Origin of the sequence: Nocardioides sp. GCM10030259, assembly GCF_042666375.1 — a bacterium.
Taxonomy (GTDB): domain Bacteria; phylum Actinomycetota; class Actinomycetes; order Propionibacteriales; family Nocardioidaceae; genus Nocardioides.
Genome location: NZ_JBHTDF010000025.1, coordinates 741,676 through 766,452, shown reverse-complemented (window position 1 = coordinate 766,452; position 24,777 = coordinate 741,676). Strand labels below are relative to the sequence as shown.

Annotated in this window: 23 protein-coding genes; 15 read left to right on the top strand and 8 right to left on the bottom strand. The window is 72.1% G+C overall.

What is annotated here, in order from left to right; genetic code table 11:
- Positions 1-24 precede the first annotated feature (24 nt).
- Positions 25-942: a 1,4-dihydroxy-2-naphthoyl-CoA synthase gene (locus ACFQQI_RS23115; RefSeq protein WP_378568954.1), complete on the top strand. Its 918-nt coding sequence runs from the start codon at positions 25-27 to the stop codon at positions 940-942.
- On the top strand, positions 943-1,818 hold the full coding sequence (locus tag ACFQQI_RS23110; RefSeq protein WP_378568953.1) for a fructosamine kinase family protein: 876 nt from the start codon (positions 943-945) through the stop codon (positions 1,816-1,818).
- Here the strand turns inward: ACFQQI_RS23110 and ACFQQI_RS23105 are convergent.
- From ACFQQI_RS23105 to ACFQQI_RS23095, 3 genes are read right to left on the bottom strand one after another with little or no spacing between them, the layout of a single operon-like run.
- Positions 1,745-3,412, bottom strand: a complete 1,668-nt coding sequence (locus ACFQQI_RS23105) for an MFS transporter (RefSeq protein ID WP_378568952.1) — start codon at positions 3,410-3,412, stop codon at positions 1,745-1,747. The genes ACFQQI_RS23110 and ACFQQI_RS23105 overlap by 74 nt on opposite strands.
- Before the next feature lie 39 nt (positions 3,413-3,451).
- Positions 3,452-3,616 carry a hypothetical protein gene (locus ACFQQI_RS23100; RefSeq protein WP_378568951.1) on the bottom strand — a complete coding sequence of 55 codons (165 nt, stop codon included), beginning with the start codon at positions 3,614-3,616 and terminating at the stop codon, positions 3,452-3,454.
- 27 nt (positions 3,617-3,643) lie between these two features.
- On the bottom strand, positions 3,644-4,024 hold the full coding sequence (locus ACFQQI_RS23095; protein WP_378568950.1) for a carboxymuconolactone decarboxylase family protein: 381 nt from the start codon (positions 4,022-4,024) through the stop codon (positions 3,644-3,646).
- A 124-nt stretch (positions 4,025-4,148) separates the two neighbouring features.
- Here ACFQQI_RS23095 and ACFQQI_RS23090 point away from each other — a divergent pair, with 124 nt between their 5' ends.
- The 4 genes from ACFQQI_RS23090 (at position 4,149) to ACFQQI_RS23075 (ending at position 6,921) form a co-directional block, all read left to right on the top strand.
- Positions 4,149-4,409: a metal-sensitive transcriptional regulator gene (locus ACFQQI_RS23090; RefSeq protein WP_378568949.1), complete on the top strand. Its 261-nt coding sequence runs from the start codon at positions 4,149-4,151 to the stop codon at positions 4,407-4,409.
- Between the two features lie 63 nt (positions 4,410-4,472).
- The gene (locus ACFQQI_RS23085; RefSeq protein ID WP_378568948.1) at positions 4,473-5,621 is read left to right on the top strand and encodes a GTPase family protein; all 1,149 of its coding nucleotides are present in this window, start codon (positions 4,473-4,475) and stop codon (positions 5,619-5,621) included.
- Positions 5,618-6,235, top strand: coding sequence for a class I SAM-dependent methyltransferase (locus ACFQQI_RS23080; RefSeq protein ID WP_378568947.1), 618 nt, complete (start codon positions 5,618-5,620; stop codon positions 6,233-6,235). Before ACFQQI_RS23085 ends, ACFQQI_RS23080 begins: the two co-directional genes overlap by 4 nt.
- A complete protein-coding gene (locus ACFQQI_RS23075) occupies positions 6,235-6,921 on the top strand; it encodes an NAD-dependent deacylase (protein ID WP_378568946.1) in 687 nt (228 codons plus the stop codon). The genes ACFQQI_RS23080 and ACFQQI_RS23075 overlap by 1 nt, the downstream gene beginning before the upstream one ends.
- 46 nt (positions 6,922-6,967) lie before the next feature.
- On the opposite strand, the gene ACFQQI_RS23070 is transcribed toward ACFQQI_RS23075, so the two are convergent.
- On the bottom strand, positions 6,968-7,726 hold the full coding sequence (locus ACFQQI_RS23070) for a TetR/AcrR family transcriptional regulator (protein WP_378568945.1): 759 nt from the start codon (positions 7,724-7,726) through the stop codon (positions 6,968-6,970).
- A gap of 152 nt (positions 7,727-7,878) precedes the next feature.
- Between ACFQQI_RS23070 and ACFQQI_RS23065 the strand changes: the two genes are divergently transcribed.
- A complete protein-coding gene (locus ACFQQI_RS23065; protein WP_378568944.1) occupies positions 7,879-10,068 on the top strand; it encodes an MMPL family transporter in 2,190 nt (729 codons plus the stop codon).
- A 46-nt stretch (positions 10,069-10,114) separates the two neighbouring features.
- Positions 10,115-10,831, top strand: a complete 717-nt coding sequence (locus tag ACFQQI_RS23060; RefSeq protein WP_378568943.1) for a hypothetical protein — start codon at positions 10,115-10,117, stop codon at positions 10,829-10,831.
- On the opposite strand, the gene treZ is transcribed toward ACFQQI_RS23060, so the two are convergent.
- The 3 genes from treZ to glgX are packed head-to-tail and all read right to left on the bottom strand — an operon-like array spanning position 10,815 to position 17,084.
- Positions 10,815-12,563 (bottom strand): malto-oligosyltrehalose trehalohydrolase, encoded by a 1,749-nt coding sequence (treZ, locus tag ACFQQI_RS23055; protein WP_378568942.1) that lies wholly within the window; start codon positions 12,561-12,563, stop codon positions 10,815-10,817. The two genes, ACFQQI_RS23060 and treZ, sit on opposite strands and share 17 nt — an antisense overlap.
- Before the next feature lies 1 nt (position 12,564).
- The gene (gene treY, locus ACFQQI_RS23050; protein ID WP_378568941.1) at positions 12,565-14,892 is read right to left on the bottom strand and encodes a malto-oligosyltrehalose synthase; all 2,328 of its coding nucleotides are present in this window, start codon (positions 14,890-14,892) and stop codon (positions 12,565-12,567) included.
- Positions 14,893-14,897: 5 nt separating this feature from the next.
- Positions 14,898-17,084 carry a glycogen debranching protein GlgX gene (glgX, locus tag ACFQQI_RS23045; RefSeq protein ID WP_378568940.1) on the bottom strand — a complete coding sequence of 729 codons (2,187 nt, stop codon included), beginning with the start codon at positions 17,082-17,084 and terminating at the stop codon, positions 14,898-14,900.
- A gap of 118 nt (positions 17,085-17,202) precedes the next feature.
- Here glgX and ACFQQI_RS23040 point away from each other — a divergent pair, with 118 nt between their 5' ends.
- From ACFQQI_RS23040 to ACFQQI_RS23010, 7 genes are all read left to right on the top strand, one after another.
- On the top strand, positions 17,203-18,639 hold the full coding sequence (locus ACFQQI_RS23040) for an MDR family MFS transporter (RefSeq protein WP_378569057.1): 1,437 nt from the start codon (positions 17,203-17,205) through the stop codon (positions 18,637-18,639).
- 52 nt (positions 18,640-18,691) lie between these two features.
- Entirely contained in the window at positions 18,692-19,432 is a 741-nt protein-coding gene (locus ACFQQI_RS23035) for a VIT family protein (RefSeq protein WP_378568939.1), read from the top strand.
- Positions 19,429-20,016 (top strand): RNA 2',3'-cyclic phosphodiesterase, encoded by a 588-nt coding sequence (thpR, locus tag ACFQQI_RS23030; protein WP_378568938.1) that lies wholly within the window; start codon positions 19,429-19,431, stop codon positions 20,014-20,016. The genes ACFQQI_RS23035 and thpR overlap by 4 nt, the downstream gene beginning before the upstream one ends.
- Positions 20,017-20,067: 51 nt before the next feature.
- Positions 20,068-21,213, top strand: coding sequence for an NAD(P) transhydrogenase subunit alpha (locus ACFQQI_RS23025; RefSeq protein WP_378568937.1), 1,146 nt, complete (start codon positions 20,068-20,070; stop codon positions 21,211-21,213).
- A 2-nt stretch (positions 21,214-21,215) separates the two neighbouring features.
- Positions 21,216-21,533, top strand: coding sequence for an NAD(P) transhydrogenase subunit alpha (locus tag ACFQQI_RS23020; protein ID WP_378568936.1), 318 nt, complete (start codon positions 21,216-21,218; stop codon positions 21,531-21,533).
- Positions 21,533-22,924, top strand: coding sequence for an NAD(P)(+) transhydrogenase (Re/Si-specific) subunit beta (locus ACFQQI_RS23015; protein WP_378568935.1), 1,392 nt, complete (start codon positions 21,533-21,535; stop codon positions 22,922-22,924). Before ACFQQI_RS23020 ends, ACFQQI_RS23015 begins: the two co-directional genes overlap by 1 nt.
- 117 nt (positions 22,925-23,041) lie before the next feature.
- Positions 23,042-23,218: a hypothetical protein gene (locus tag ACFQQI_RS23010; RefSeq protein WP_378568934.1), complete on the top strand. Its 177-nt coding sequence runs from the start codon at positions 23,042-23,044 to the stop codon at positions 23,216-23,218.
- A gap of 6 nt (positions 23,219-23,224) precedes the next feature.
- On the opposite strand, the gene ACFQQI_RS23005 is transcribed toward ACFQQI_RS23010, so the two are convergent.
- A complete protein-coding gene (locus ACFQQI_RS23005) occupies positions 23,225-24,724 on the bottom strand; it encodes a calcium-binding protein (RefSeq protein ID WP_378568933.1) in 1,500 nt (499 codons plus the stop codon).
- Positions 24,725-24,777 lie beyond the last annotated feature (53 nt).

Below are 24,777 nucleotides of genomic sequence, written 5' to 3'. Positions count from 1 at the left end.
TCCCCGGCGATAGCCTCTCGTCCCATGAGCGCAATCGAGGGTGTGTCGGAGATCTTCGACGCCGACGACTGGGACGTCGTGCCCGGCTTCGAGGACCTGACCGACCTGACCTACCACCGGGCGAAGGCACACGGCACCGTGCGGGTCGCGTTCGACCGCCCCGACGTGCTGAACGCGTTCCGGCCGCACACGGTCGACGAGCTGCTCCGGGTGCTCGAGCACGCGCGTACGACGAGCGACGTCGGCTGCGTGATCCTCACCGGCAACGGCCCGAGCGCGAAGCACGGCAAGTGGGCGTTCTGCACCGGCGGCGACCAGCGCATCCGTGGCCGCGCGGGCTACCAGTACGCCGAGGGCGAGACCTCCGACAGCGTCGACAAGGCGAAGCTGGCGCGGCTGCACATCCTCGAGGTGCAGCGGCTGATCCGCTTCATGCCGAAGGTCGTGCTCTGCGTCGTACCGGGCTGGACCGCCGGCGGCGGCCACAGCCTGCACGTGGTCTGCGACCTGACGCTCGCGAGCCTCGAGGAGGCGCGGTTCAAGCAGACCGACGCCGACGTCGGCTCCTTCGACGGCGGCTTCGGCTCGGCGTACCTCGCCCGCCAGGTCGGCCAGAAGTACGCCCGCGAGATCTTCTTCCTCGGCCAGGAGTACTCCGCCGAGGACGGCGTCCGCATGGGCACCGTCAACCGCGCCGTCCCGCACGCCGAGCTCGAGAAGGTCGCCCTGGAGTGGGGCCGGCTCGTCAACGGCAAGTCGCCGACGGCGCAGCGGATGCTGAAGTACTCCTTCAACCTCATCGACGACGGCCTGGTCGGCCAGCAGCTGTTCGCCGGCGAGACCACCCGCCTCGCGTACATGACCGACGAGGCGCAGGAGGGTCGCGACCAGTTCCTCGAGAAGCGCGAGCCGGACTGGTCGCCGTTCCCCTGGTACTTCTGAGTGCCCGCCACCACCCTGCTGCGTGACCGCCTGCACGCCGCGGGACTGCGTGACGTCACCACGGTCGAGGCGGTCGAGGGCGGGATGGCGGCGCTCGCCGGGCTCGCCACGCGCGGGGACGGGACCACGGTCTTCGTGAAGTCCTTCGCCGACGTGCCGGCGGACGACCTGTTCGCGGCGGAGGCGGAGGGACTCGAGGTCCTCCGCGAGCGCGGTCGGATGGTGACGCCCGACGTCGTGCTGGTGACGCGGGACGTGCTGGCCCTGTCCGTCCTCGCGCCACGGCCGGCCGGCGAAGCCTTCTGGGAACGGCTCGCCCACGCGCTCGCGCGCCTGCACACCACGACCGTCCACGACCGGTTCGGCTGGCACCGCGACAACTGGCTCGGCGGCCGCCGGCAGGACAACACGTGGACGGCCGACGGCCACGAGTTCTTCGCCCGGCGCCGCCTGCTGCGGTGGGTGCCGGAGCGCCGCGTCCGGGCCGCCCTGGACGAGCGGGACCGGCGCGCGCTGGAGCACCTCTGTGAGCGGATGCCCGACCTGCTGCCGCCCCGGCCCGCGTGCCTGACCCACGGCGACCTGTGGGTGCAGAACGTTCTCGCCACCGACGACGGCCGTCCCGCGTTGATCGACCCGGCGGTCTCCTACACGTGGGCCGAGGTCGACCTCGCCCACCTGTGGTGCACCTCGCCGCCGCCCGAGGCGAAGCGGTTCTTCGACCTGTACGCCGAGCTGACCGGCCTGGACGACGACTGGCGCTCGCGGATGCCGCTGATCCAGCTCCGCCAGCACCTGGCGGTCATCGCTCAGTTCGACCACGACTGGGGGGCGGCGGACCAGGTCCGCGAGATCCTGAAGCCGTTCCGTCGCTGAGGATGTCCTCCGCCGAGAGCTCGTCGGGGACGTAGCGCGGCAGCCTCGTGGCCGGGAAGATCGCCAGGAGCGCGACCGCGCCGACGACCAGGAACGCCGACCTCAGCGCGCGGACGCCGGCGTCCCCGTTGATCGCGACCGCCTCGTCCACCTGGTCCGGGGTCGCCGAGGTCTCGTCGAGCATGCCGCGGACCCGGTCGTCGGTGACGAAGTCGCCGGTGACCGCGCGCGCCTCGACCTCGGGCGGCAGGTCGGACTCGGCGTACGCCGAGGCGAGGAACACGCCCAGCAGGCCGACGGCCAGCACGCTGGCGCACGCCGCGCCCAGGGCGTTGGAGACGTTGTTGACCACGCCGCGCAGGGCGCCGACGTCGCCGGCGAGCGACTTCGGTGACGCGGACACCAGGACGTTGAACAGCAGCGTGAGGAGCGTACCCTCGCCGACGCCGACGAGGAGGAGCCCGGCGATGACGGGGACGGTGCTCCAGTCGCGGCCGACGTTGAACGCGACCACGACCAGGCCGAGGGCGATCAGGACGAACGAGCCGACACCGAGGGCGCGGGGCGGCAGGCGGTCGTAGAGGCGCACCGACAGCACGCCGGCGACCGCCACGGCGACGGCGTACGGGAGGATCGCGACCGCCGAGGCCAGGGGAGTGCGGCCCTGGGCGATCTGGATGTAGAGCGGGATGAGGAAGCTGACGGCGAGGCTCAGGCTGCCGGCGACCAGGAACGCGACGACGGCGCTCCGCTCCTCGCGGCTGTCCAGCACCTCCGTCGCCAGCAGCGGCTGCCGGCCCGCCGCCTCGCGGCGGTGCGACCACACGAGGAACCCCTGGCCCAGCACGACTCCCGCGACGATCAGCAACGGCGCCGGTGACAGGCGCAGCACTGAGAACGGCGCGCCGTCCTCGGCCACCAACGGCCCCCAGGTCTGGAGGTTGTTGAAGCCGAGCAGGATGAGCGCGATCGCGGGCACCGAGAGGGCCACGCCGACCAGGTCGACCCGGACGCCGGCCTGGCGCGGGATCGGCCTCAGCCGGAAGCTCAGCGCGAGGACGACGACCGACACGACGACGAGGAGCCCGAAGGAGTAGCGCCAGCTCAGGACCGTGGCGAGGAACCCGGCGAGGACGAACGTGACGGCGCTCGCGACCGCGGGGATGCCTGCCAGCACGCCGAGCGCCGTCGCCTGCTGGCGGCCCGGGTAGTTCGCCGCGATCAGCACGACGAAGCTCGGCACGCCCGCGGCGGCGGCGAGCCCGGCGATCACCTGGGCGGTGTTCATGGTGGCCGTGTCGGTGGCGACCGCCATCAGGGCCATCGAGGCCCCGTGCACGACGACGGCCACCTGGAACACCAGCCGCTCGCCGACGATCTTGCCGACCTTCGCGCCCACCATGACGAACCCGGCGACGAAGAGGGAGTAGAGCAGCAGGGCCGTCGCCGGTGCCGTCGCCGGGGCGTCGAGGTCCTCCGAGATCGGGCCGAGAGACACGGGCAGCACGCTGATGTTCATGTTCATCTGGAGCTGCGCGAGGACGATGACGACCAGCGGGAACCAGGGCGCTCGCGAGCCCTGGTGCAGCGTCACGCCCCTGACAATACGGTCGACGGCCCGCGGCCGCGCGGGTCAGCGCCCGAGGAGTCGCTTGAGGAGGCCTCCGGTGCGCTCGGCGGGGGCGTGACCGGGGCACCAGTCGGCAGCGGGTACGGCGGCCTTGACGTCGGCGACGTGCTGGCCGCAGCCGGCCCAGGTGGTCTTGCTGCAGGTCTTGCAGCGAACGGGGCGACACATGTCGGGTCCTTCCGGTGGGACGAGCGGTCAGGCGGGGATGTCGTCGGCTTCGAGGGAGTCGGCGAACTCGCAGAATGCCTCGTAGGCGCGCGCACCGTGGATGGTGGCGGGACCGCCGTGCATGAGGAACGTGACGCCGATGGCCTCGGCCGCCTCCTGCCGGGTGGCGCCCGCGCGCGCCGCCGCCTGGCCGTGGGAGGCGATGCACCCGTCGCAGCCCTCGACGACGCCGATGGCGAACGCGATGAGCTCCTTGGTCCGGCGATCCAGCGCGCCGTCGGCGAACGCGGCGGACGAGAGCTCGCCGAAGCCCTGGTAGACCTCGGGGATGGCGTGCCGGAGGTTCCGGTGCAGCGGGCCGAGCTCGCGCAGCACCGCCTTGCCGTGCGGCGACGTGTGGTCGGTCATCGAATCTCCCTGTGACGACGATGGTGTCCGACAACCCCCTGGGGGGATATGTCGCCGACCGTAACACAACCCCTAGGGGGGATGTAGAATCGCGGCGACAGGACGGTGAAGGGAAGGACTTCCGATGCGGCTCGAGCCCGACGAGACCAAGGCGATCATCACGCGCCTCAAGAGAGCCAACGGACACCTCGCCTCGGTGATCCGGATGCTCGAGGAGGGGGCGGAGTGCGAGGACGCGCTGACGCAGCTCGCCGCCGTCAGCAAGGCGATCAGCCGGGGCGGCTACGCGCTGGTCGCGACGGGGCTGCACCAGTGCCTCGCCGAGGGCGGTCCCGACGGCGTCGACACCAAGAAGATGGAGAAGCTGTTCCTCTCCCTGGCCTGACGGGCCGCGTCTGACGGCAGCGTCGTACGGCCCGGGGGTTGGCGACTCTGAGACGCTTGTCCCATGGCGAAGCCCGCTGACGAGTGGTTCGGCCAGGCCTTCGGGAAGGCGTGGAAGGACGAGGCCGAGGAGATCGGCCGCTTCAACCTCGCGATCTTCGGCAAGACGGGCGTCGGGAAGTCGACGCTGGTCAACGCGATCTTCGGCGAGGAGATCGCGGCCACCGGGATCGGTGAGCCGGTCACGCGCGCCGAGCACCTCTACCTGCACCGGAGCGGCACGCTCGGTGTGCTCGACACCCGCGGTGTCGAGGTCGGCCGTGACAACGCCCAGCTGATCAATGAGCTGCGGGACTACCTGCACGGCATGCGGCGCAAGCCGCTGGCGGAGCAGGTCCACGTCGCCTGGTACTGCGTGCGGGCCGGCGACAGGCGCTTCGAGGCGACCGAGGGCGACTTCATCCGGGCGCTGCACGAGCTCGGGCTGCCGGTGATCCTGGTGCTCACCCAGGTCCCGCGCAGCGTCGGACCCGGAGGAGGCTCCCGGGTGCACCCCGACGCCGAGGCGCTGGCGGCCAGCATCGCCGCGCTCGACCTGCCGATCCAGGACGGGCTGATCCACTACACGATGGCCCGGGACGACGAGTTCACCGGGCAGACGGCGTACGGCCTGCAGGAGCTCCTCGATGCCACCTTTCGCGGCGCGCCCTCGGGCGTGGCCCACGCGATCACGGCGGCTCAGCGCATTGACTTCGACCGCAAGCGAGAGCGCGCGGAGGCTGCGATCAAGGTGGCGACCGGGGCGGCGACCACCGCCGGGGCCTCCCCGATCCCCTTCTCCGACGCCGCCATCCTCGTCCCCCTCCAGCTGACGATGATGGCCTCGATCGCCGTCACCTACGGGATCTCCATCGAGCGCTCCACCGCCGCCTCGATCGCGGCCACGGCCGCTGCGACCACGGCCGGCCGCTCGCTGGTCGGCAACCTGATCAAGTTCGTGCCCGGCGCCGGCACCGCGGTCGCGGGCACGATTAATGCCGGCGTCGCCGGCACCTTCACCTTCGCCATGGGCCACGCCTGGCTGCGGGTCTGCGAGCGGCTCGCGCGCGGGGAGCTGCGGACGGTCGGCGGCGCGCTCGACAGCGACCGGATCCACCGCGTCTTCATGGACGAGTTCAAGTCCCTGGCGACCCGGGGCAGGAAGGCGTCGTGACCACGCGCTGGGAGCGGATCGCCCGGGATACGGCGGGTGACGACTACGCGGCCAAGTACGCCGAGCGCTTCCGCGCCCTGCGCGAGCGCGGGGAGGACGTGCACGGTGAGGCGACGTTCGTCGCCGCCCTGGTGCCGGCGCCCGCGCGGGTGCTCGACGCTGGCTGTGGCACGGGCCGGGTCGCCGTACGCCTCGCGGAGCTGGGCTACGACGTCGTCGGTGTCGACGTGGACGAGTCGATGATCGAGGTCGCGCGGGCCGAGGCTCCGGAGCTGGACTGGCGGCTGGGCGACCTCGCGACGTTCGACCTGGGCGAGACGTTCGACCTGGTCCTGGTGGCCGGCAACACGATTCCGCTGCTCGAACCGGGCACGCTGGTCGACGCGTGCGAACGCCTCGCCGCCCACCTGGCGCCGGCCGGCGTGGTCGTCTGCGGCCACGGCCTCGACGCGGCGCACCTCCCGGGCGACTGCCCGCCCACCGACCTCGCGGACGTCGACGCGGCCTTCGCCGCGCACGGACTCGAGGTCGCGGCGCGCCACGGCACCTGGGGCGGGGACGCGTTCGAGCCGGGCGCGGGGTACGCCGTCACCGTCTACGCGGAGCAGCGCTGATGCGCGTCGTCGTGCTCACCGGCGCCGGGGTCTCGGCCGAGAGCGGGGTGCCGACCTTCCGCGACGCGGACGGCCTCTGGGAGGGCCACCGGGTCGAGGAGGTCGCGACGCCCGAGGCGTTCGACCTCCAGCCGGACGTCGTGCACCGCTTCTACGACGCCCGCCGCGCCTTCCTCGCCGGCGTCGACCCCAACCCGGCGCACCGGGCGCTCGCGCGGCTGGAGGAGGAGGTCGGCGACGACCTGCTCGTCGTCACCCAGAACATCGACGACCTCCACGAGCGGGCCGGCTCGGCGAGGGTGCTGCACATGCACGGGCGGCTGCGGTCCGCATGGTGCCTGGCGTGCGACGGCCGCGCCGACTGGTCCGACGACCTCGCCCCGGGCCCGCCGTGCCCGAGCTGCGGGGCGGCCGCGCTGCGCCCGGACGTCGTGTGGTTCGGCGAGATCCCCTACGAGATGGACCGCATCGTCGGCGCCCTCGACGGGGCCGACCTCTTCGTCTCGATCGGCACCTCCGGCGCCGTATACCCCGCCGCCGGCTTCGTGCAGTACGCCGCCGCGGCCGGTGCCCGCACCCTCGAGCTCAACCTGGAGCCGAGCGCCGGCACCGACCTCTTCGACGAGGCGCGGCACGGTCCGGCGTCGCTCCTCGTGCCGGAGTGGGTCGGCGAGCTGCTCGGATAGTCCCTGACGTCTTCGGGGTCGAACGCGTCCGGACACCCCGAGATCGTCAGGGAGTGCCCAAGCGGTCCCGCACCATCGCCTCGAGCCGGGGCCAGTCGTCGGTGATGCCGAGGCGCGGGGCGAAGTGGCGGAGGGTGTCGATGAACATCTCGCCGGACTCGATGACGCGCGGGTCCATGTGGCCGAACACCTCGAGGGCGACGACGCCGTACAGCTGCGTCCAGCCCTGCATGTAGACCCAGATCAGGCCGCGGTCCTCGGGTCCGAGGCCCTCGGTCTTGGCCGGGATCACGGGGTCGAGCACGCTCTCGCGCACCGCCGGCGGCAGCTCGTCGACGGCCGGGATCGGGAAGCCGACGTGCTCCCACAGCGCGCGGATCTGGCCGGTGAGCAGGTGACCCGACGACGAGAGCGTCACCAGCTCGCGGCGTACGCAGGCCGCGTCGGCGACGGGGTTGGCGAACACGATCCCGAACTCCCGGGGGCTCGCGAGCGCCCATTGGCGGAACCTCGTCGTGGACGCGAGCAGCCGCCCGGCGTAGTCGTCCTCCGGCAGCTCGTCGGCCGCCGCGCGGAAGGTCTCGGTCGCCGCCTTGTCGACCTCGAACGCGACCAGGTCGACGAGTTCCTGGTAGCTGGAGACGTAGCGGTAGAGCGCCGGCGCGGTGACGCCCATCCGCGCCGCGACCGCCCGCAGCGAGAGCTCGGCGCCCTCGGCGAGTAGCGCGCGTGACGCGCGGACGATCTCGTCGTACGTCGCCTCGCGTTGCCGCTCGCGTCGCGTCGGCTGCTGCAGCGTCCCCATGTCTTCTCCCTTCCCGCCCGGCCGGATCCCGAAGCGCAGATCCTCGCACCGGGCGGTTGACGGCGGCAGTTTACACCGTTTACGGTTTACACCGTTCACTTTCCTGATTGGCGTTCACTGAACGGGCCGTGGCGGAGACGAGGGAGACGGCGATGATCGATCGATGGGGTGGGTTCGTGGCCCGCCGAGCGGTGCTGGTCCTGCTCGTGGGCGTGCTGGTCACGCTGGGCGCCGGGGCGTACGGGAGCGGGGTCTTCGACTCCCTGAGCCAGGGCGGCTTCGACGATCGGAGCTCGGAGTCCTGGCGTGAGCTGGACGCCGAGCGCGACACGTTCGGCAACCGATCGGTCGACGTCATCGCGATCTACTCCAGCGACGACCTCACCGCCGACGACCCGGAGTTCCGCGCGGCGGTCGAGGACGTGGTCGGCGGCCTGCCGAGCGGGACCACGGCCCAGGTCGTGCCGTACTGGTCCGCGCCCGACGCCGGGCTCGTCTCCGAGGACGGGCACGCCGCGCAGGTGCTGATCTCGCTCGCGGGCGAGAGCCAGGACGACTACCTCACCAACTACGACGAGGTCGAGCCGACGCTCGACGCCGAGGGCGTGGACACCCACCTCGCCGGCCCGTTCGCGGTGTACGACGACGTCAACGAGATCACCTCCGAGGACCTCGAGCGGGCCGAGCTCATCTCGATGCCCCTCGTGATCCTGCTGGCGCTGCTGATCTTCGGCAGCCTCGTCGCCGCGACCATGCCCGCGATGGTCGGCGTGGTCGCCATGGTCGGCGCCCTCGCCGTCGTACGCCTGCTGACGACGGTCACCGAGGTGTCGGTCTTCGCGGTCAACGTGATCTCGCTGCTCGGCATCGGCCTCGCCATCGACTACGCGCTCTTCGTCGTCAGCCGGTTCCGCGAGGAGCTCGCGCTGCTGCCGGCCGACCACCCCGACGCCTCGGCGATCGCGATCCGACGGACCATGGCGACCGCCGGTCGCACCGTGATGTTCTCCGGCCTGACCGTCGCGGCGGCGCTGGCGAGCCTGCTGATCTTCCCGCAGGCGTTCCTGAAGAGCATGGGGTACGGCGGCATCGCGGCCGTCCTGGTCGCCATGATCGCCGCGCTGACGATCCTGCCCGCCACGCTGCGCCTGCTCGGGCGCCGGATCGACGCCGGCCGGATGCCCTGGCGCCGCCACCGGGCGGTCGCCGGTGCCGACGAGCACGGCCGCTGGGCCCGGCTGGCCGGCGCTGTCATGCGGCGTCCGGTCCTCGTGATCGTCGTGACCGTGGCCGCGCTGCTGGTGATCGCGTCGCCCTTCCTCGGCGCCCGCTGGGGCAGCGTCGACCACCGGGTGCTGCCCGAGGACGCGCCCGCCCACCAGTCGCAGGTGCTGCTCAACGAGGAGTTCGGGGCCGAGACCTCGACCGCGAACCTGCTGCTGGAGGGCACGACCGAGCGGGACGTCGCGGCGTACGTGGACGACGTCGAGCAGACCGACGGCATCGTCGACGTCACGCCGGTCGACGAGTCCGGTGACACCACGCTGCTGCGGGCGACGTGGGAGAGCAACGGCCAGTCCGAGCGGTCGCAGGACATCGTGCAGACGCTGCGCGAGATCGAGCCGCAGTCGGGCACGGTGCTCGTGGGCGGCAACACCGCCGACACCGTCGACCTGATCTCGTCGGTCGGCTCGCACCTGCCCTGGATGGGGCTGATCGTCGTCGTCGTGATGCTGGCCCTGCTGTTCCTGGCCTTCGGGTCGGTGGTGCTGCCGGTCAAGGCGGTCGTGATGAACCTGGTGTCGATCACCGCCTCCTTCGGCGTCGTCACCTGGATCTTCTCCGACGGACACCTGGCCGACCGGCTGGGCTTCGTCGCGCCGGGCTACCTCGACGCGACGATGCCGATCCTGATGCTCGCGATCCTCTTCGGCCTGTCGATGGACTACGAGGTCTTCCTGCTCTCGCGCATCCGCGAGCAGTGGGACGCCACGCGGCTCACCGAGCCGGATCCGGGCCGTCGCAACGACGCGGCGGTGGTCGCCGGCGTCCAGAAGACCGGCCGGATCATCACCAGTGCCGCGCTGCTGCTGGCGGTCGTGATCGGTGCGTTCGGCCTGTCCGGGATCGTCTTCATGAAGATGCTCGGCATCGGCATGCTGGTGGCGCTGCTGATCGACGCGACCATCGTGCGCGCCGTCCTGGTACCCGCCACGATGAAGCTCCTCGGCCGCTGGAACTGGTACGCACCGGGTCCGCTCGCGCGCTGGTGGGAGCGGCACGGCTACCGCGAGACGGCGGCGTCGCCGGAGCCTGCGCCCGAGGTCGCCGGTGTGAGGTGATCCGTCGCGGGTGTGGACCGGTGAGCGCGGGGGAAGGGTGCCCGCCATGACGAAGAAGGCGGGCACGGGACTGGCGGCACTCGCACTCACGGCAGCAGCGCTGACGGGTTGCGGCGGGGACGACGGGGGCGGCGGTGGCGAGGACTTCGAGGGGCAGTCGGCAGACGAGATCGTCGCGCAGGCCAAGAAGGACATGGAGGGCCTGAAGGCGGTGCGCGTCTCCGGGTCCGTCACGACCGACGGCCAGGAGATCGAGCTCGACATGCAGCTCAACACCGACGCCGACTGCACCGGCACCATCGGCTTCGGTGGGGGCACCACCGAGCTGCTCGGGACCGGCGGGTCGGTCTGGATGAAGCCCGACGAGGCCTTCTGGAAGTCCTTCGCCGGCGACAGCGCCGAACAGGTCATGGCCGTGGTCGGCGACAAGTGGGTCGTCGTGCCGGCCAGCGAGGACGGCTTCGCCGAGCTGTGCGACCTCGACGAGCTGCTCGGCGAGCTGATCGACGACGACGACGACACGGAGTACGAGAACACCGGCTCCGAGGAGATCGACGGCCAGGAGGTGCTGGCGGTCGAGGGCACGGGCGAGGACGGCGCGTCCACCGGCTACGTGCTGGTCGACGACCCGCACTACCTCGTCAAGGTCGAGCAGACCGACGGCGACGAGCCCGGCTCGGTGACCTTCGGCGAGTTCGACGAGGAGGTCACCGTCGAGGAGCCCGGCAAGGGCGAGTCGATCGACCTCAACTCCGTGGGCTGACCACCGCGCCGACGTGGGGCGGGAGGCGCAGCCTCCCGCCCACCAGCTCCGCGCCGCCACCGGTCTCGACGAGCAGCTCGCCGTGCGCGTCCAGGTCGACCGGACGGTCGCCGAGGTTGAGCGCGACCAGCAGGTCCCCGCGCCACATCGTGAACAGCCGCCGCTCCACGTCGGCGGCGCACGCCACCGATCCGAAGGACGGGTCGGTGGCGTCGGGGAGCTCCCGGCGCAGCCTGCCCAGCCGTCGGTAGAGCTCGAGCAGGCGGGCGTGGCGCCCGTGGCCGGGCTCTGCCCAGTCCAGCTTCGACCGCTCGAACGTCGCCGGGTCCTGCGGGTCCGGGACCACCGCGGGGTCCCAGCCCATCCGCTCGAACTCCGCGATCCGGCCCTCCGCCGTGGCGCGCCCCAGCTCCGGCTCGGGGTGCGAGGTGAAGAACTGGAACGGCGTCGACGCCGCCCACTCCTCGCCCATGAAGAGCATCGGCGTGAACGGGCCCAGGAGCGTCAGCATCGCCGCGCAGCCCAGCTGGTCGTCGTCGAGCACCTCGGTCACCCGGTCGCCCCGGGCGCGGTTGCCGATCTGGTCGTGGTTCTGGCTGCACACCACCAGCCGCCAGGTCGGCGTCGTCGCCGTGTCGATCGCGTGGCCGTGGGCGCGGCCGCGGAACGACGAGAACGTGCCGTCGTGGAAGAACCCGCGCTCGCAGACCTTCACCAGCGCCGACAGCGGCTCGAAGTCGGCGTAGTAGCCGGCCGTCTCACGGGTGATCGCGACGTGGACGGCGTGGTGGAAGTCGTCGCTCCACTGGGCGTCCAGGCCGTAGCCGCCGGCCTCCCGCGGCCTGATCAGCAGCGGGTCGTTGAGGTCGGACTCCGCGATCAGCGTGAGGGGGCGCCGCTGGTGGGCGGAGAGAGCCGCGACCTCGATCGCCATCTCCTCGAGCAGGTGCGCCGCCGAGGAGTCGCTGAGCGCGTGCACCGCGTCGAGCCGCAGGCCGTCGACGTGGTAGTCCTCGAACCACATCCGCACGTTGTCGAGGATGTAGCGCCGCACCTCGGCGGACCCCTCGCCGTCGAGGTTGACCAGGTCGCCCCAGGTGTTTGTGCCCTCCTTGAGATACGGCCCGAACTCCGGCAGGTAGTTGCCCGACGGCCCCAGGTGGTTGTGGACGACGTCCTGGACCACGCCGAGTCCCGCGCCGTGGCAGCCGTCGACGAACCGCTGGTAGCCGTCCGGGCCGCCGTACCCCTCGTGCACGGCGAACCAGCCGACGCCGTCGTACCCCCAGTTGTGGGTGCCGTTGAACGCGTTGACCGGCATCACCTCGACCAGGTCGACGCCGATCCCGAGCAGGTGGTCGAGCCTGCCGAGCGCGGCGTCGAAGGTGCCCTCGGGGGTGAAGGTCCCGATGTGCAGCTCGTAGACCACCGAGCCGGCGAGCTGCCGGCCGGTCCACGCGCTGTCGGTCCACGCGAACGCGCGCGGGTCGTGGGTTCGCGAGCGCTGGTGGACGCCCGCCGGCTGACGCCGCGAGCGCGGGTCGGGTCGCGGCGTGTCCGAGTCGTCGATCAGGTATCCGTAGTCGACCCCTCCTTCCCGGATGTCGGGGGTCTGCGTGGCCGGCGCCCACCAGTCGCCGGCGCCCTTCACCATCTCGACGGTCTCATCGCCCACCGACAGGCGGAGCCGCTCGGCGTGCGGCGCCCAGACGTCGAAGGGTCCACGGGGCATGTCAGTCCTCCCGGACGAGGAGTGCGACGGGGTGGGTGGCGAGCAGCCCGACCAGGCGACCGTCGGTGCCGGCGCCGGTCAGCACGTCGTGCCACCGGCCGGCGGGCAGGTCGAGCGTCGTGTCTCCCCAGCCACCGGCCAGGCCGAGGCCGACCGGCAGCCGGGTCGCGACGGTGACCGCGCCGCCGCGGTCGAAGGCGAGCACGTGCCGCGCCGCGGAGCCGGAGGCAGACACCGGGGCGTACGACGTGAACAGCCCGGGCCGCTCGCGGCGCAGGGTGAGGGCCGAGCAGGTGACGTGCAGCTTGGTGACGGCGTCGTCGTCGGCCGCGCCGGCGAGCACGGCCGCGCGGTGGTCGAAGTCGACCGGTCGCCGGTTGTCGGGGTCGACGAGCGAGGTCTCCCACAGCTCGCTGCCCTGGTAGACGTCGGGCGCCCCGGGCATGGTGAGCGCGACGAGCTTCGCGGCCAGCGAGTTGGACCGGCCGGGCTCGTCGAGGTGGGTGGAGAGCTCGGTCAGCACCCGCTGGACCTCCGGCGAGGTGAAGACGGCGTCGACGGCTGCGTGCACGGCCGACTCGTAGGCCTCGTCGGGCTCGGTCCAGGTCGTGCGGTCGCCGGCCTCGCGCATCGCCTTCTCGGCGTACCCGTGCAGGCGGCCGGCGGAGGCCGGCCACGCGCCGATGACCGCCTGCCAGAGCAGCGCCCCGAAGCCCGGGTCCGGCACCGGCGCCAGCCGGAGCAGCTCCTCGAGCGCGGCCGACCAGACGTCGGGCAGCTCGGCGAGCACCGTGATGCGGGAGCGCACGTCCTCGCCGCGCTTGGTGTCGTGGGTCGACAGCGTCGTCATGGCGTGCGGCCAGTCCCGCTGCCGGACCGTCATCGCGCGGTGGAAGTCCTCGACGTCGATCGCGAACGACGACGGGTCGCCGCCGACCTCGTTGAGCGAGGTGAGCCGCGACCAGCGGTAGAACGAGCAGTCCTCGACGCCCTTCGCCATGACCATCCCCGACGTCTGCTGGAACCGCCGGGCGGGTTGGGTCCACTCGTCGGAGAGGAGCGGCTCGAGGACGGCGTACGTCGTGGCGAGGTCGGGTCGCCACGCACGGGCGCAGGTGAACGCCTCGTCGAGGTGCTCGCGTCCCTCGGGCAGGTAGGAGCGGTAGACCGGGAAGCACGCGAGCAGCTCGGCGATCGCGTCCTCGACGGACTCCACGGTCGCGTCGTCGGTCAGGTAGAGCACCTCGCGGGCGATGCGCCGGACCTCGGAGTGCAGGATGCCGTCGGCGACGGCGCGCTTGTTGTCGTGGACCATCCGCTCCCAGTCCACGGGCGCCCCCCGCAGCCGGGTCTCCAGCGCGTCCAGCGGCGCTTCTCCCGCCGGGTCGGTGAGGACGCGGTCGACGAGCCCGAGCGCGTCGTACCCCGTCGTCCCGGAGGTGGCCCAGGAGATCGGCAGCGCCTCGCCGGGCTCGAGGATCTTCTCGACGAGCACGTAGGCGTCCCCGGTGAGGGCGGCGAGGTCCTCGAGGTAGCGCCTCGGGTCGCGGAGGCCGTCGGGGTGGTCGACGCGGAGCCCGTCGACGAGCCCCTCCTCGAACCACCGCCGGATCTCGACGTGCGTCTCGGCGAAGACCTCCGGATCCTCGACGCGTACGGCGGCGAGCGTGTTGACCGCGAAGAAGCGCCGGTAGTTGAGGTTGTCGTCGGCCTCGTGCCAGTTGACGAGGCGGTAGTGCTGCTCGTCGTGCGTCGTGGTGCCGGGCGCGAGGGGGAACCGGTGGTCGTGGTAGCGGAGGTGACCGTCCCGCACCTCGATCGCCGCCTCGTCGCCGTCGCCGACGACCGGGATCAGGATCTTGCCGTCCCCCGCCGCCCAGTCGACGTCGAACGCCGTCGCGCGGTCGGACCCGCGGCCCAGCCGCAGCACGTCCCACCACCACGGGTCCTCGGCCGGCGTCGCGACGCCGACGTGGTTGGGCACGATGTCGACGAGCACCCCCATGCCCAGTCGCCGCGCCTCGGTCGATAGCGCCGCGAGGCCCTCGGCGCCGCCGCGCTGTGGGTCGACGTGGTCGAACGCGACCACGTCGTACCCGTGCTGGCTGCCGGGCTCGGACGCCAGGATCGGCGAGAGGTAGACCCAGTCGGCGCCGAGGTCGTGCAGGTACGGCAGCCGGCGGGCGGCCTCGAACAGGTCGAAGTCGGGAGTGATCTGGAGGCGGTACGTCGAGCGGGGACGCGACAGCGGACCCGCTGATGGTGGTCGAGCGAACCGCGCGACCGAGGGACGAGGTCGCGACCGGTGTGTCGAGGCCGGGTCCGCCATGGCACTCAGCCCCTCTGCGCCTGCGCGACCGACGCCGCGACCGACAGGTCGGGCTCGACCTCCGGCTCGCGGTGCTCGCGCAGCACCACCATGCTGCGGTGCGGGATCGTGAACGTGGCACCCGCCTCGAACGTGCCGTCCTCGTCGGCCGACCCGCCGGTGTCGATCACGACGTCCCAGGCGTCGGCGTACTCGTCGGGCGGCAGCGTCACCGTCGCCTCGCCGTCGGCGTTGAAGTAGAGCAGGAAGTGGTCGTCGACGATCTGCTGTCCGCGGTCGTCGACGCCGGAGATGCCGTGGCCGTTGAGGTACATGCCCAGCGCCTGCGCCCCGTCGGACCAGTCGTCGTCCTCCATCGGCCGGCCGCCGAGGTGCAGCCAGACGATGTCGTTGAGCCGGTCGCCGTCGCCGCCCGCCGGCACCCGGACGGTGCCACCCGTGAAGAAGCGCTTGCGGCGGAACGTCGGGTGGTCGCGTCGCAGCCGCGCCACGGCCGCGGTGAACTCGACGAGGGGACGGTCCGCGTCGTCCCAGTGCACCCACGACAGCTCGTTGTCCTGGGCGTAGGTGTTGTTGTTGCCCTGCTGGGTGCGGCCGAGCTCGTCGCCGTGCAGGATCATCGGGACGCCCTGGCTCAGGAGCAGGGTGGCCAGGAAGTTGCGCTGCGAGCGCGCCCGCGCGGCCAGGATGTCGGGGTCGTCGGTGGGGCCCTCCACGCCGTGGTTCCACGAGCGGTTGTGGCTCTCGCCGTCGTTGTTGTCCTCGCCGTTGGCGTCGTTGTGCTTCTCGTCGTACGACACGAGGTCGCGCATCGGGAAGCCGTCGTGGGCGGTGACGAAGTTGATCGAGGCGACCGGCCGCCGGCCGGAGTGCTCGTAGAGGTCGGAGGAGCCCGCGAGGCGGGAGGCGAACTCGCCCAGCGACGGCTCGCCGCGCCAGAAGTCGCGGACGGTGTCGCGGTACTTGCCGTTCCACTCCGTCCACTGCGGCGGGAAGCCACCGACCTGGTAGCCACCAGGCCCGATGTCCCACGGCTCCGCGATCAGCTTGACCTGGCTGACGACCGGGTCCTGCTGCACGAGCTCGAAGAACGTCGAGAGCCGGTCGACGTCGTAGAACTCGCGGGCCAGGGCCGACGCGAGGTCGAAGCGGAAGCCGTCGACGTGCATCTCGGTGACCCAGTAGCGCAGCGAGTCCATGAGCAGCTGGAGCGAGTGCGGGTGCCGGACGTTGAGGGTGTTGCCGGTCCCCGTGTAGTCCATGTAGTAGCGCTTGTCGTCCTCGACCAGCCGGTAGTACGCCGCGTTGTCGATGCCCCGGAAGCTCAGCGTGGGGCCGAGGTGGTTGCCCTCCGCGGTGTGGTTGTAGACCACGTCGAGGATGACCTCGATGCCGGCGGCGTGCAGCTCCTTGACCATCGACTTGAACTCCTGGACCTGCTGGCCCAGGCCCTGCTCGTCGCGCGCCGCCGAGGAGTAATCGGCGTGGGGGGCGAGGAAGGCGAGGGTGTTGTAGCCCCAGTAGTTGCGGAGCCCCTGGTCGAGCAGCGTGCTGTCCTGGATGAACTGGTGCACCGGCATCAGCTCGATCGCGGTGACGCCGAGCTTGGTGAGGTGCTCGGTGACCGCCGGGTGGGCCACGCCGGCGTACGTGCCCCGCAGGTCCTCGGGTACGTCGGGGTGCAGCTGCGTCAGCCCCTTGACGTGCGCCTCGTAGATGACGGTCTCGTTGTACGGGTAGTCGAGCCGGCGGTCGCCCTCCCAGTCGAAGAACGGGTTGATGACCACGCCGTGCGTCATGTGCGGCGCGGAGTCCTCGTCGTTGCGGTCGTCGCTGTCCTCGGCGTCGCCGAAGTCGTAGGAGAAGAGGGACTGGTCCCAGTCGATCTCGCGGGCCGTGGCCTTGGCGTAGGGGTCGAGCAGGAGCTTGTGGGGGTTGCAGCGCAGGCCCTCGGCGGGGTCCCAGGGGCCGTGCACGCGGTAGCCGTACCGCTGCCCGGGCTGCACCGTCGGCAGGTAGCAGTGCCAGACGAAGGCGTCGACCTCGGTCAGCTCGACACGGGTCTCGGTGCCGTCGGCGTCGAACAGGCACAGCTCGACGCGCTCGGCCACCTCGCTGAACAGCGCGAAGTTCGTGCCGCTCCCGTCGAACGTCGCGCCCAAGGGGTACGCCTGCCCGGGCCAGGTCTCCACGTCGTTGTGTCCTTCCCTGGTCCACCGCGGCTCAACGAGTCCGAGGTACCCACTCATCGCACCCGATGAAACCCCGGGGAACAAGGGCGGCGCCACGTGGTTGGGTCTCTACGTGACGATGCCCGAGGTCTCCCGCGCCAGCGTCGGGCTGCGCAGCGAGCGTGGTCCCGTCCTGCTCGCGGTGATGCTGAGCATCGGCCTGGTGGCGATCGACTCGACGATCCTCGCGACCGCGGTGCCCGCGATCGTGGAGGACCTCGGCGGCTTCACGCAGTTCCCGTGGCTGTTCTCGGTCTACCTGCTGGCGCAGGCGGTCACCGTCCCGGTCTACGCGAAGCTCGCGGACCAGTACGGCCGCAAGCCGGTGATGCTCGTCGGGATCGGGCTCTTCCTGCTGGGCTCGCTGCTGTGCGGCGTGGCGTGGGGCATGGGCGCGCTGATCGCGGCCCGTGCCGTCCAGGGCCTGGGCGCCGGGGCCGTGCAGCCGATGTGCATGACGATCGTCGGGGACATCTACACGCTCGCCGAGCGCGCCAAGGTCCAGGGGTACGTCGCGAGCGTGTGGGCCGCGTCGTCGGTCGTCGGCCCGACGCTCGGCGGCGTCTTCGCCGACTACGCCTCGTGGCGGTGGATCTTCCTCATCAACCTCCCGCTCGGGCTGCTGGCCATGGCGATGATCTGGCGCAACTTCCACGAGCAGGTGGAGCGCCGTTCCCACCGCATCGACCGCGCCGGCTCCGTGCTGCTCACCGCGGGCGGCGTGCTGCTCCTGCTCGCGCTGCTCGAGGGCGGCGTGCGCTGGGCCTGGACCTCGACGGTCAGCATCGCGCTCTTCTCCGGCGCCGCCGTGCTGCTCGGCGCGTTCGTGCTCGTCGAGCGCCGGGCCGCCGAGCCGGTGCTGCCGCTCTGGCTCTTCCGCCACCGCGTGGTGGTCGCGGCGATGGCGGCGTCGCTGGTCGTCGGCGTGCTGATGATGGGACTCACGTCGTACATCCCGCTCTACGCGCAGAGCGTGCTGGGGTACGGCGCGGTCGCGGCGGGGTTCGCCGTCGCGGCGATGACGCTGGGCTGGCCGATCGCGGCGTCGAACTCCGGCCGCCTCTACCTGACCGTCGGCTTCCGGTGGACGATGCTGATCGGCGGCGCCATCGGTGCGGTCGGCGCCGCGCTGCTCCTGCTGATCGGCCCGGACAGCCCGATCGTGATGCTCGCGCTGCCGTGCTTCGTGATGGGGCTCGGCTTCGGGCTGTTCGCGAGCCCGTCCGTCATCGCGGCGCAGAGCTCCGTCACGTGGGAGCACCGCGGCGTCGCGACCGGCTCGACGATGTTCGCGCGCTCGGTGGGCAGTGCGCTCGGTGTCGCGGTGTTCGGCGCGATCGTCAACCACGAGGTCGCGAGCCGGCTGGGCCGCGGCGTACCCGACGTCTCGAGCCTGACCGCGGACGTCCTCGACCCGGCGATCCACCAGGTCTTCGTCGCGTCCGCGGTCGTCGCCGTTGCGCTGCTCGCCGTCGGCGCGCTGATGCCGCACCGGGTGGACGCCGCCGACCGGTGAGCGCAGGCAATCCTTGCTTGCGAGCGTCGGCGCACAGGCGAAGGATCGAGGCATGACCGCGCTGAGCGACGGCGACCTCCCCGCCGGCACCCACCCGGACGAGCCGCACCGCGTGGACGGCCTCAACAACCGCCTCAACTGGCTGCGCGCCGCCGTGCTCGGCGCCAACGACGGCATCGTCTCGACGGCCGGCATCCTCATCGGAGCGGTCGGTGCGACGAGCGACCGCAGCGCGGTCGTGATCGCCGGCGTCGCCGGGATGGCCGCGGGCGCGATGAGCATGGGCGCGGGCGAGTACGTCTCGGTGAGCACGCAGCGCGACTCCGAGCTGGCGCTGCTCGCCAAGGAGCGCCAGGAGCTGCGCGACATGCCCGAGGAGGAGCTCGAGGAGCTCACCGGGATCTACGTCGAGAAGGGCCTCGACGAGGAGCTCGCCCGGGAGGTCGCCGAGGCGCTGACGAGGAAGGACGCGCTCGGCGCGCACGCCGAGGCCGAGCTCGGGATCGATCCCCACGACATCACGAGCCCGTGGCACGCCGCGTGGGCGTCGATGCTGGCCTTCACGATCGGGGCGCTGCTCCCGCTCCTGACGATGACCCTGGGGTCGGACGAGGTCCGGCTGTGGCCGACGGTCGTCGCCGTGATCCTCGCGTTGGCGCTGACCGGCGTGGTGAGCGCCCGCCTCGGCTACGCCCGGCCGAGTCGAGCCGTGGCCCGCACCGTAGCGGGCGGGTTGTTCGCGATGACCGTCACCTACTGCATCGGGTCCGCGCTCGGTACTCAGGTCGGATGACGTCCGGCGCGCTGCGGATGTTCGCGGCCCTCGTGCCGCCCACCGAGGCGGTCGACGACCTCGAGGAGTTCCTCGAGCCCCGACGCGCGGCCGCGCCCTTCCGGTGGGCCGGCAGCGAGCAGCTCCACGTCACGCTGGCCTTCCTGGCCGCCGTCGAGGAGCGCCGCCTCGACGACCTGGCCGAGCGGCTGGCGCGCGCGGCGGCCCGGCGTACGTCGTTCGAGACCGCGATCGCCGGTGGCGGCGCCTTCCCGAACGCCGGCCGCGCGCGCGTGCTGTGGGCCGGCCTCGACCTCGACGACACCGGCCGCACCGAGCTCGACCGGCTCGCCACCGGCTGCCGGGCGGCCGCCGGCCGGGCCGGGATCGACGTCGACGGGCAGCGCTTCAGGCCGCACCTGACCGTCGCCCGGATCGGCCACCCGAGCGAGGTCAGCGACTGGGTGCGGCTGCTCGACGGGTACGCCGGACCGCGCTGGACCGCCGACCGGATCACCCTCGTCGCGTCGTACCTCGGAGAGGGGCCGCGCGGGCGTCCGCGTTACGAGGAGATCGGCGAGTTCGACCTCGCGCCCGGGGTGTGACGCCTCACAGGGCCCTGTTCGGCGTGGCCGATCTGCCCTAGGTTGCCACGCGTGAAGATCGCTGTGGCGAGAGAGACCCGTGAGGGCGAGACCCGCGTCGCGATGGTCCCGGAGCTGGTCGGCAAGCTGACCGGACTGGGCTACGACGTCGCCGTCGAGCCCGACGCCGGCCTGCGTGCGCTGATCCCCGACGACGAGTACGTCGAGGCCGGCGCCACGATCGAGGGCAGCGCCATCGACCGGGCCGACGTGGTCGTGTCGGTGCAGCCGCTGCGCATCGACCAGGTCCGGCGGCTCGACGGCGGCACCGCGACGATCTCGTTCCTGCCGACCGGCCAGGAGCCGGACGTCGTGAGGGCGCTGCGTGACGCCGGGGTGACGTCGTTCGCGTTGGAGCTGGTGCCGCGCATCTCGCGGGCGCAGTCGATGGACGCGCTCTCGTCGCAGGCGCTGGTGGCCGGCTACCGCTGCGCGATCGTCGCGGCCGGGATGCTGCGCCGCTTCTTCCCCCTGAACATGACGGCCGCCGGCACCGTCCCGCCCGCCGAGGTCGTGGTGCTCGGCGCGGGCGTCGCCGGGCTCCAGGCGATCGCGACGGCCAAGCGGCTCGGCGCGGTCGTCAGGGCGTACGACGTCCGGGCGGCCGCGGCGGAGGAGATCCGGTCGATGGGCGCGCAGGCGATCGACCTCGAGCTCGACACGCTCGACGGGGCGGGCGGGTACGCCCGCGAGATGACCGAGGAGCGCGCGGCGCTGCAGATGGAGCGGCTCACGCCGTACGTCGCGGCCGCTGACGCGCTGATCACCACCGCCGCGGTGCCCGGGCGCGCGGCGCCGCTGCTGGTGACCGCGGCGATGGTCGAGCAGATGAAGCCCGGCTCGGTCGTGGTCGACCTGGCCGCCGAGAGCGGCGGCAACGTCGAGGGGTCGGAGCCGGGTGAGGTCGTGCGCATCGGCAACGCGCAGGTCTGGGGCGGCAGCAACGTGCCCTCGCAGATGCCCGGTCCGGCCTCGAAGCTCTACGCCCAGAACATCGTCAACATCGTGCAGCTGATGACCGCCTCCGGTGCGGGGGAGTCGGGCGAGGGCGGCAGGTTCGCGCCCGACTTCGACGACGAGATCGTCGCGGGGTCGTGCGTCACGCACGACAGTGCGATCCGCCATGAGCCGACGCGCATCGCGCTGGAAGGGGAGTGACCATGGACGAGGCAGTCGTCTGGCTGACGATCTTCGTGCTCAGCGTGTTCGTCGGCATCGAGGTGATCTCGAAGGTCTCCTCGACGCTGCACACCCCGCTGATGTCCGGCGCCAACGCCATCCACGGCATCATCCTGCTCGGCGCGGTGCTGGTGACCGGCACGACCGACAACAACGGCGCGCTCGTCGTCGGGCTGATCGCGATCGTGCTCGCGGCGGTCAACATGGTCGGCGGGTTCGTGGTGACCGACCGGATGCTGCAGATGTTCACGCGCAGGAAGAAGCCCGCCCCGGTCGAGAGCAAGGGAGAGGCCGCCTGATGCCGACCTGGGTGCAGCTGGTCTACCTCGCCTGTGCGGTCTGCTTCATCCTCGCGCTCAAGGGCCTCTCCGGTCCGAAGACCGCGCGGGTGGGCAACCTGATCGGTGCGGCCGCCGCCGTGGTCGCGGTGATCGTGCCGTTCATCTACCTCGACATGGACCACGTGCCGCTGATGATCGCGGCGATCGCGGTCGGCACGGCCGGCGGCGTCGTCGGGGCCCGCAAGGTCCAGATGACGCAGATGCCGCAGATGGTGGCGCTCTTCAACGGCGTCGGCGGCGGCGCCGCCGCGTTGGTGGCGCTCCTCGAGCTCCAGGAGATGGTGCCCCACGAGGACGCCTCCCCGGGATCGATCGGGTGGTTCACGTTCGCCGCGACGGCCTTCACGATCCTCGTCGGGTCCGTGTCGTTCTCCGGCTCGATCATCACCTTCGCCAAGCTGCAGGAGCTGATGACCTCGCGACCGGTGGTCTTCCCCGGCCTCCCGATCGTCTTCGGCGCGGCGGGCATCGCCTCGATCGTGCTCGGCGTCATCACCGTCACCGGCCCGGCCGTGACGATCGGCGTCCTCCTGGCGCTGCTCGGCCTGCTGGTCGGCGTGCTGCTGGTGCTGCCGGTGGGCGGCGCCGACGTACCGATCGTGATCTCGCTGCTCAACGCGTTCACCGGCCTCACCGTGGCGGCGGGCGGCTACGTGCTCTCGAACGTCGTGCTGCTGGTCGCCGGCACCCTGGTCGGGGCCTCCGGTACCTACCTGACCCTGCTGATGGCGCGCGCGATGGGCCGCTCGGTCTCCAACATCCTCTTCGGCGCGCTCAAGGGCGGCTCGACGCTCGGCGCCGGCGAGGCCTCCGACCGGCCGGTGAGGTCCGCGGGGCCCGAGGACGTCGCGATCCTGCTCGGGTACGCCGACCGCGTGATCATCGTCCCCGGCTACGGCCTCGCCGTCGCCCAGGCCCAGCACACGCTGCGCGAGCTGGTCGACGTGCTCGGCGAGCGCGGCACCCACGTCGACTACGCGATCCACCCCGTCGCGGGCCGGATGCCCGGGCACATGAACGTGCTGCTGGCCGAGGCGCAGGTGCCCTACGAGCAGCTCATCGAGATGGACCACATCAACGGCGAGTTCAAGCACACCGACGTCGTGCTCGTGGTCGGCGCCAACGACGTCGTCAACCCCGCCGCGAAGACCACGCCCGGCGCGCCGATCTACGGCATGCCGATCCTCAACGCCGACGAGGCGAAGCAGATCGTCTTCATGAAGCGGTCGATGCGCCCGGGCTTCGCCGGCATCGAGAACGAGCTGCTCTTCGACCCGAAGACCACGCTGCTCTTCGGCGACGCGAAGGACTCGCTCGGCAAGCTCCTCAGCGCCGTCAAGTCCCTGTGACGCGACCCTGACGGGACGTTCCGGGTCCTGCCTCGTTGGACCGGGCATGAGCACCCCACCAAGTTGCACGCTCCACTCGCTGCGCTCGCTCCGCGCACAACTTGTCGGGGACCCCGCATGACCGACGAAGACGAGGAGCGCCTCGCCCGCGAGGACGGCCACCGGTACGACGCGCCCGAGTCGGACGAGACCCGGGAGAGCAAGGAGTGGGTCTACGCCGTCCTCGGCATCCTGGTGCTCGTGCTGCTGGCCCTGGTCGCGACCGGCACCGTGCAGATCTTCCCCGGGGGCTGACCCGCGTCAGCAGGCGCGCCGCAACCCGCCACGGCACGCGTCGCGGCCGGGCCCACCGTTGGTGATGTCGCGTCCCGGCCCGCCGACGAGCCGGTCGCGGTCCTTGCCGCCGATCAGCACGTCACGGCCGGCGCGGCCCCACAGCCGGTCCTTGCCGCCGTTGCCGTCGAGCCGGTTGGCCGCGGCGTTGCCGCGGATGCGGTCCTTGCCCTTGGAGCCCTGCACCCGCTCGAAGTCCGCTGCCGTCGACTGGCCGAACCGGTAGGAGACCTTCCCGGCCCCGGCGAGGTTGGCCTTCGTCGTGCCGTGGACGGCGCGCAGGTCGAGGACGTCGGTGCCGGGACCGCCGTCGGCAGTGCTCGTGCAGGTCGGCAGCGCGCCGCAGGCGGCGACGGCCACACCGGCCGGAGCGTCCGGGAAGGGCAGCCGGATCCGGTCCTTGCCCTCGCCGCCGGAGAACGCGAAGGCGCCGACCGGGATCGCGTTGGTGGCGAGGTCGACCTCGCCGCGCAGCACGTCCTTGCCGGAGCCGCCGTCGAGCGTGCCCTGGAACGACGCGACCATCAGGTCCCTGCCGGAGTTGCCGGCCGCCGTGCCGCCGAGGATGCGCACGTAGTCGCGACCCGCGCCGGCGTGGACGTCGCCGTACGCCACGGTCAGGTGGTCGTCGCCACCGGCGCTCCAGACGGCGTCGACGCCGGGCGTGCCGGTGGTGGGCAGGTCGACGCCGACGTAGTACTCGGTCTCGTCGGTGCCCAGGAAGACGTCGGCGCCGGTGCCGCCGTCGAAGCGGCGGATGCCGGTGAACGTGTCGGTGCCCTGCCCGACCGCGGTACCCGTCGCCACGTCGAACGTGACCGGCTCGGGACCGTCGTAGTCGAGCATCGCGGTCGGCTGGCCGGCGACCGCGTCGTTGCCGGCGCCGGGGGTGAGCACGTGTCCGGTGCCCCCGGGTGCGGACAGCGTGTCGTCGCCCTCGTTGCCGAAGAGGTGCTGCCCGTCGCCGCCGGTGGAGTCGAGGGTGTCGTTGCCCTCGTCGCCGTACGCGAACGTGTCGCCGCCGCCGGACGCCCGGATCTGGTCGTTGCCGCCCTCGCCGCGGATCACCGCGGACGCTCCGGTGATGGAGTCGTTGCCGTCGCCGCCGTGGATGCGTACGCCGGGGCCTGCCTCGATCGCGTCCGCGCCGGGGCCGCCGCGCACCGCGGCCGGGGCCGTCACCGAGCCGGACGGGCTGCCGCACAGGACGTCGTCGCCCTCGAGTCCGACGATCGTGACGCTGGTGAACCCGTTCGCGGAGAGGACGTCGCGCTGGGGCGTGCCCTCGATCGTCTGTCCCGCGGCGGTGGCGATCTTGTCCGACGGCTTGCCCTGGCACAGGACGTCGGCGGGCGCTGCGCCCGCGGGCGTCGCCGCCCAGGCGACGGCGAGTGGCGCCACGAGCGAGACGACGGCGGACAGCGCCAGACGGCGCGATGGACGGCTTGCTCCCCCGAGAACGGTCATGGCGTGATCATGGGCACGCCATCGCCGCGTCAAACCCACGGCTTTCCGGAGTG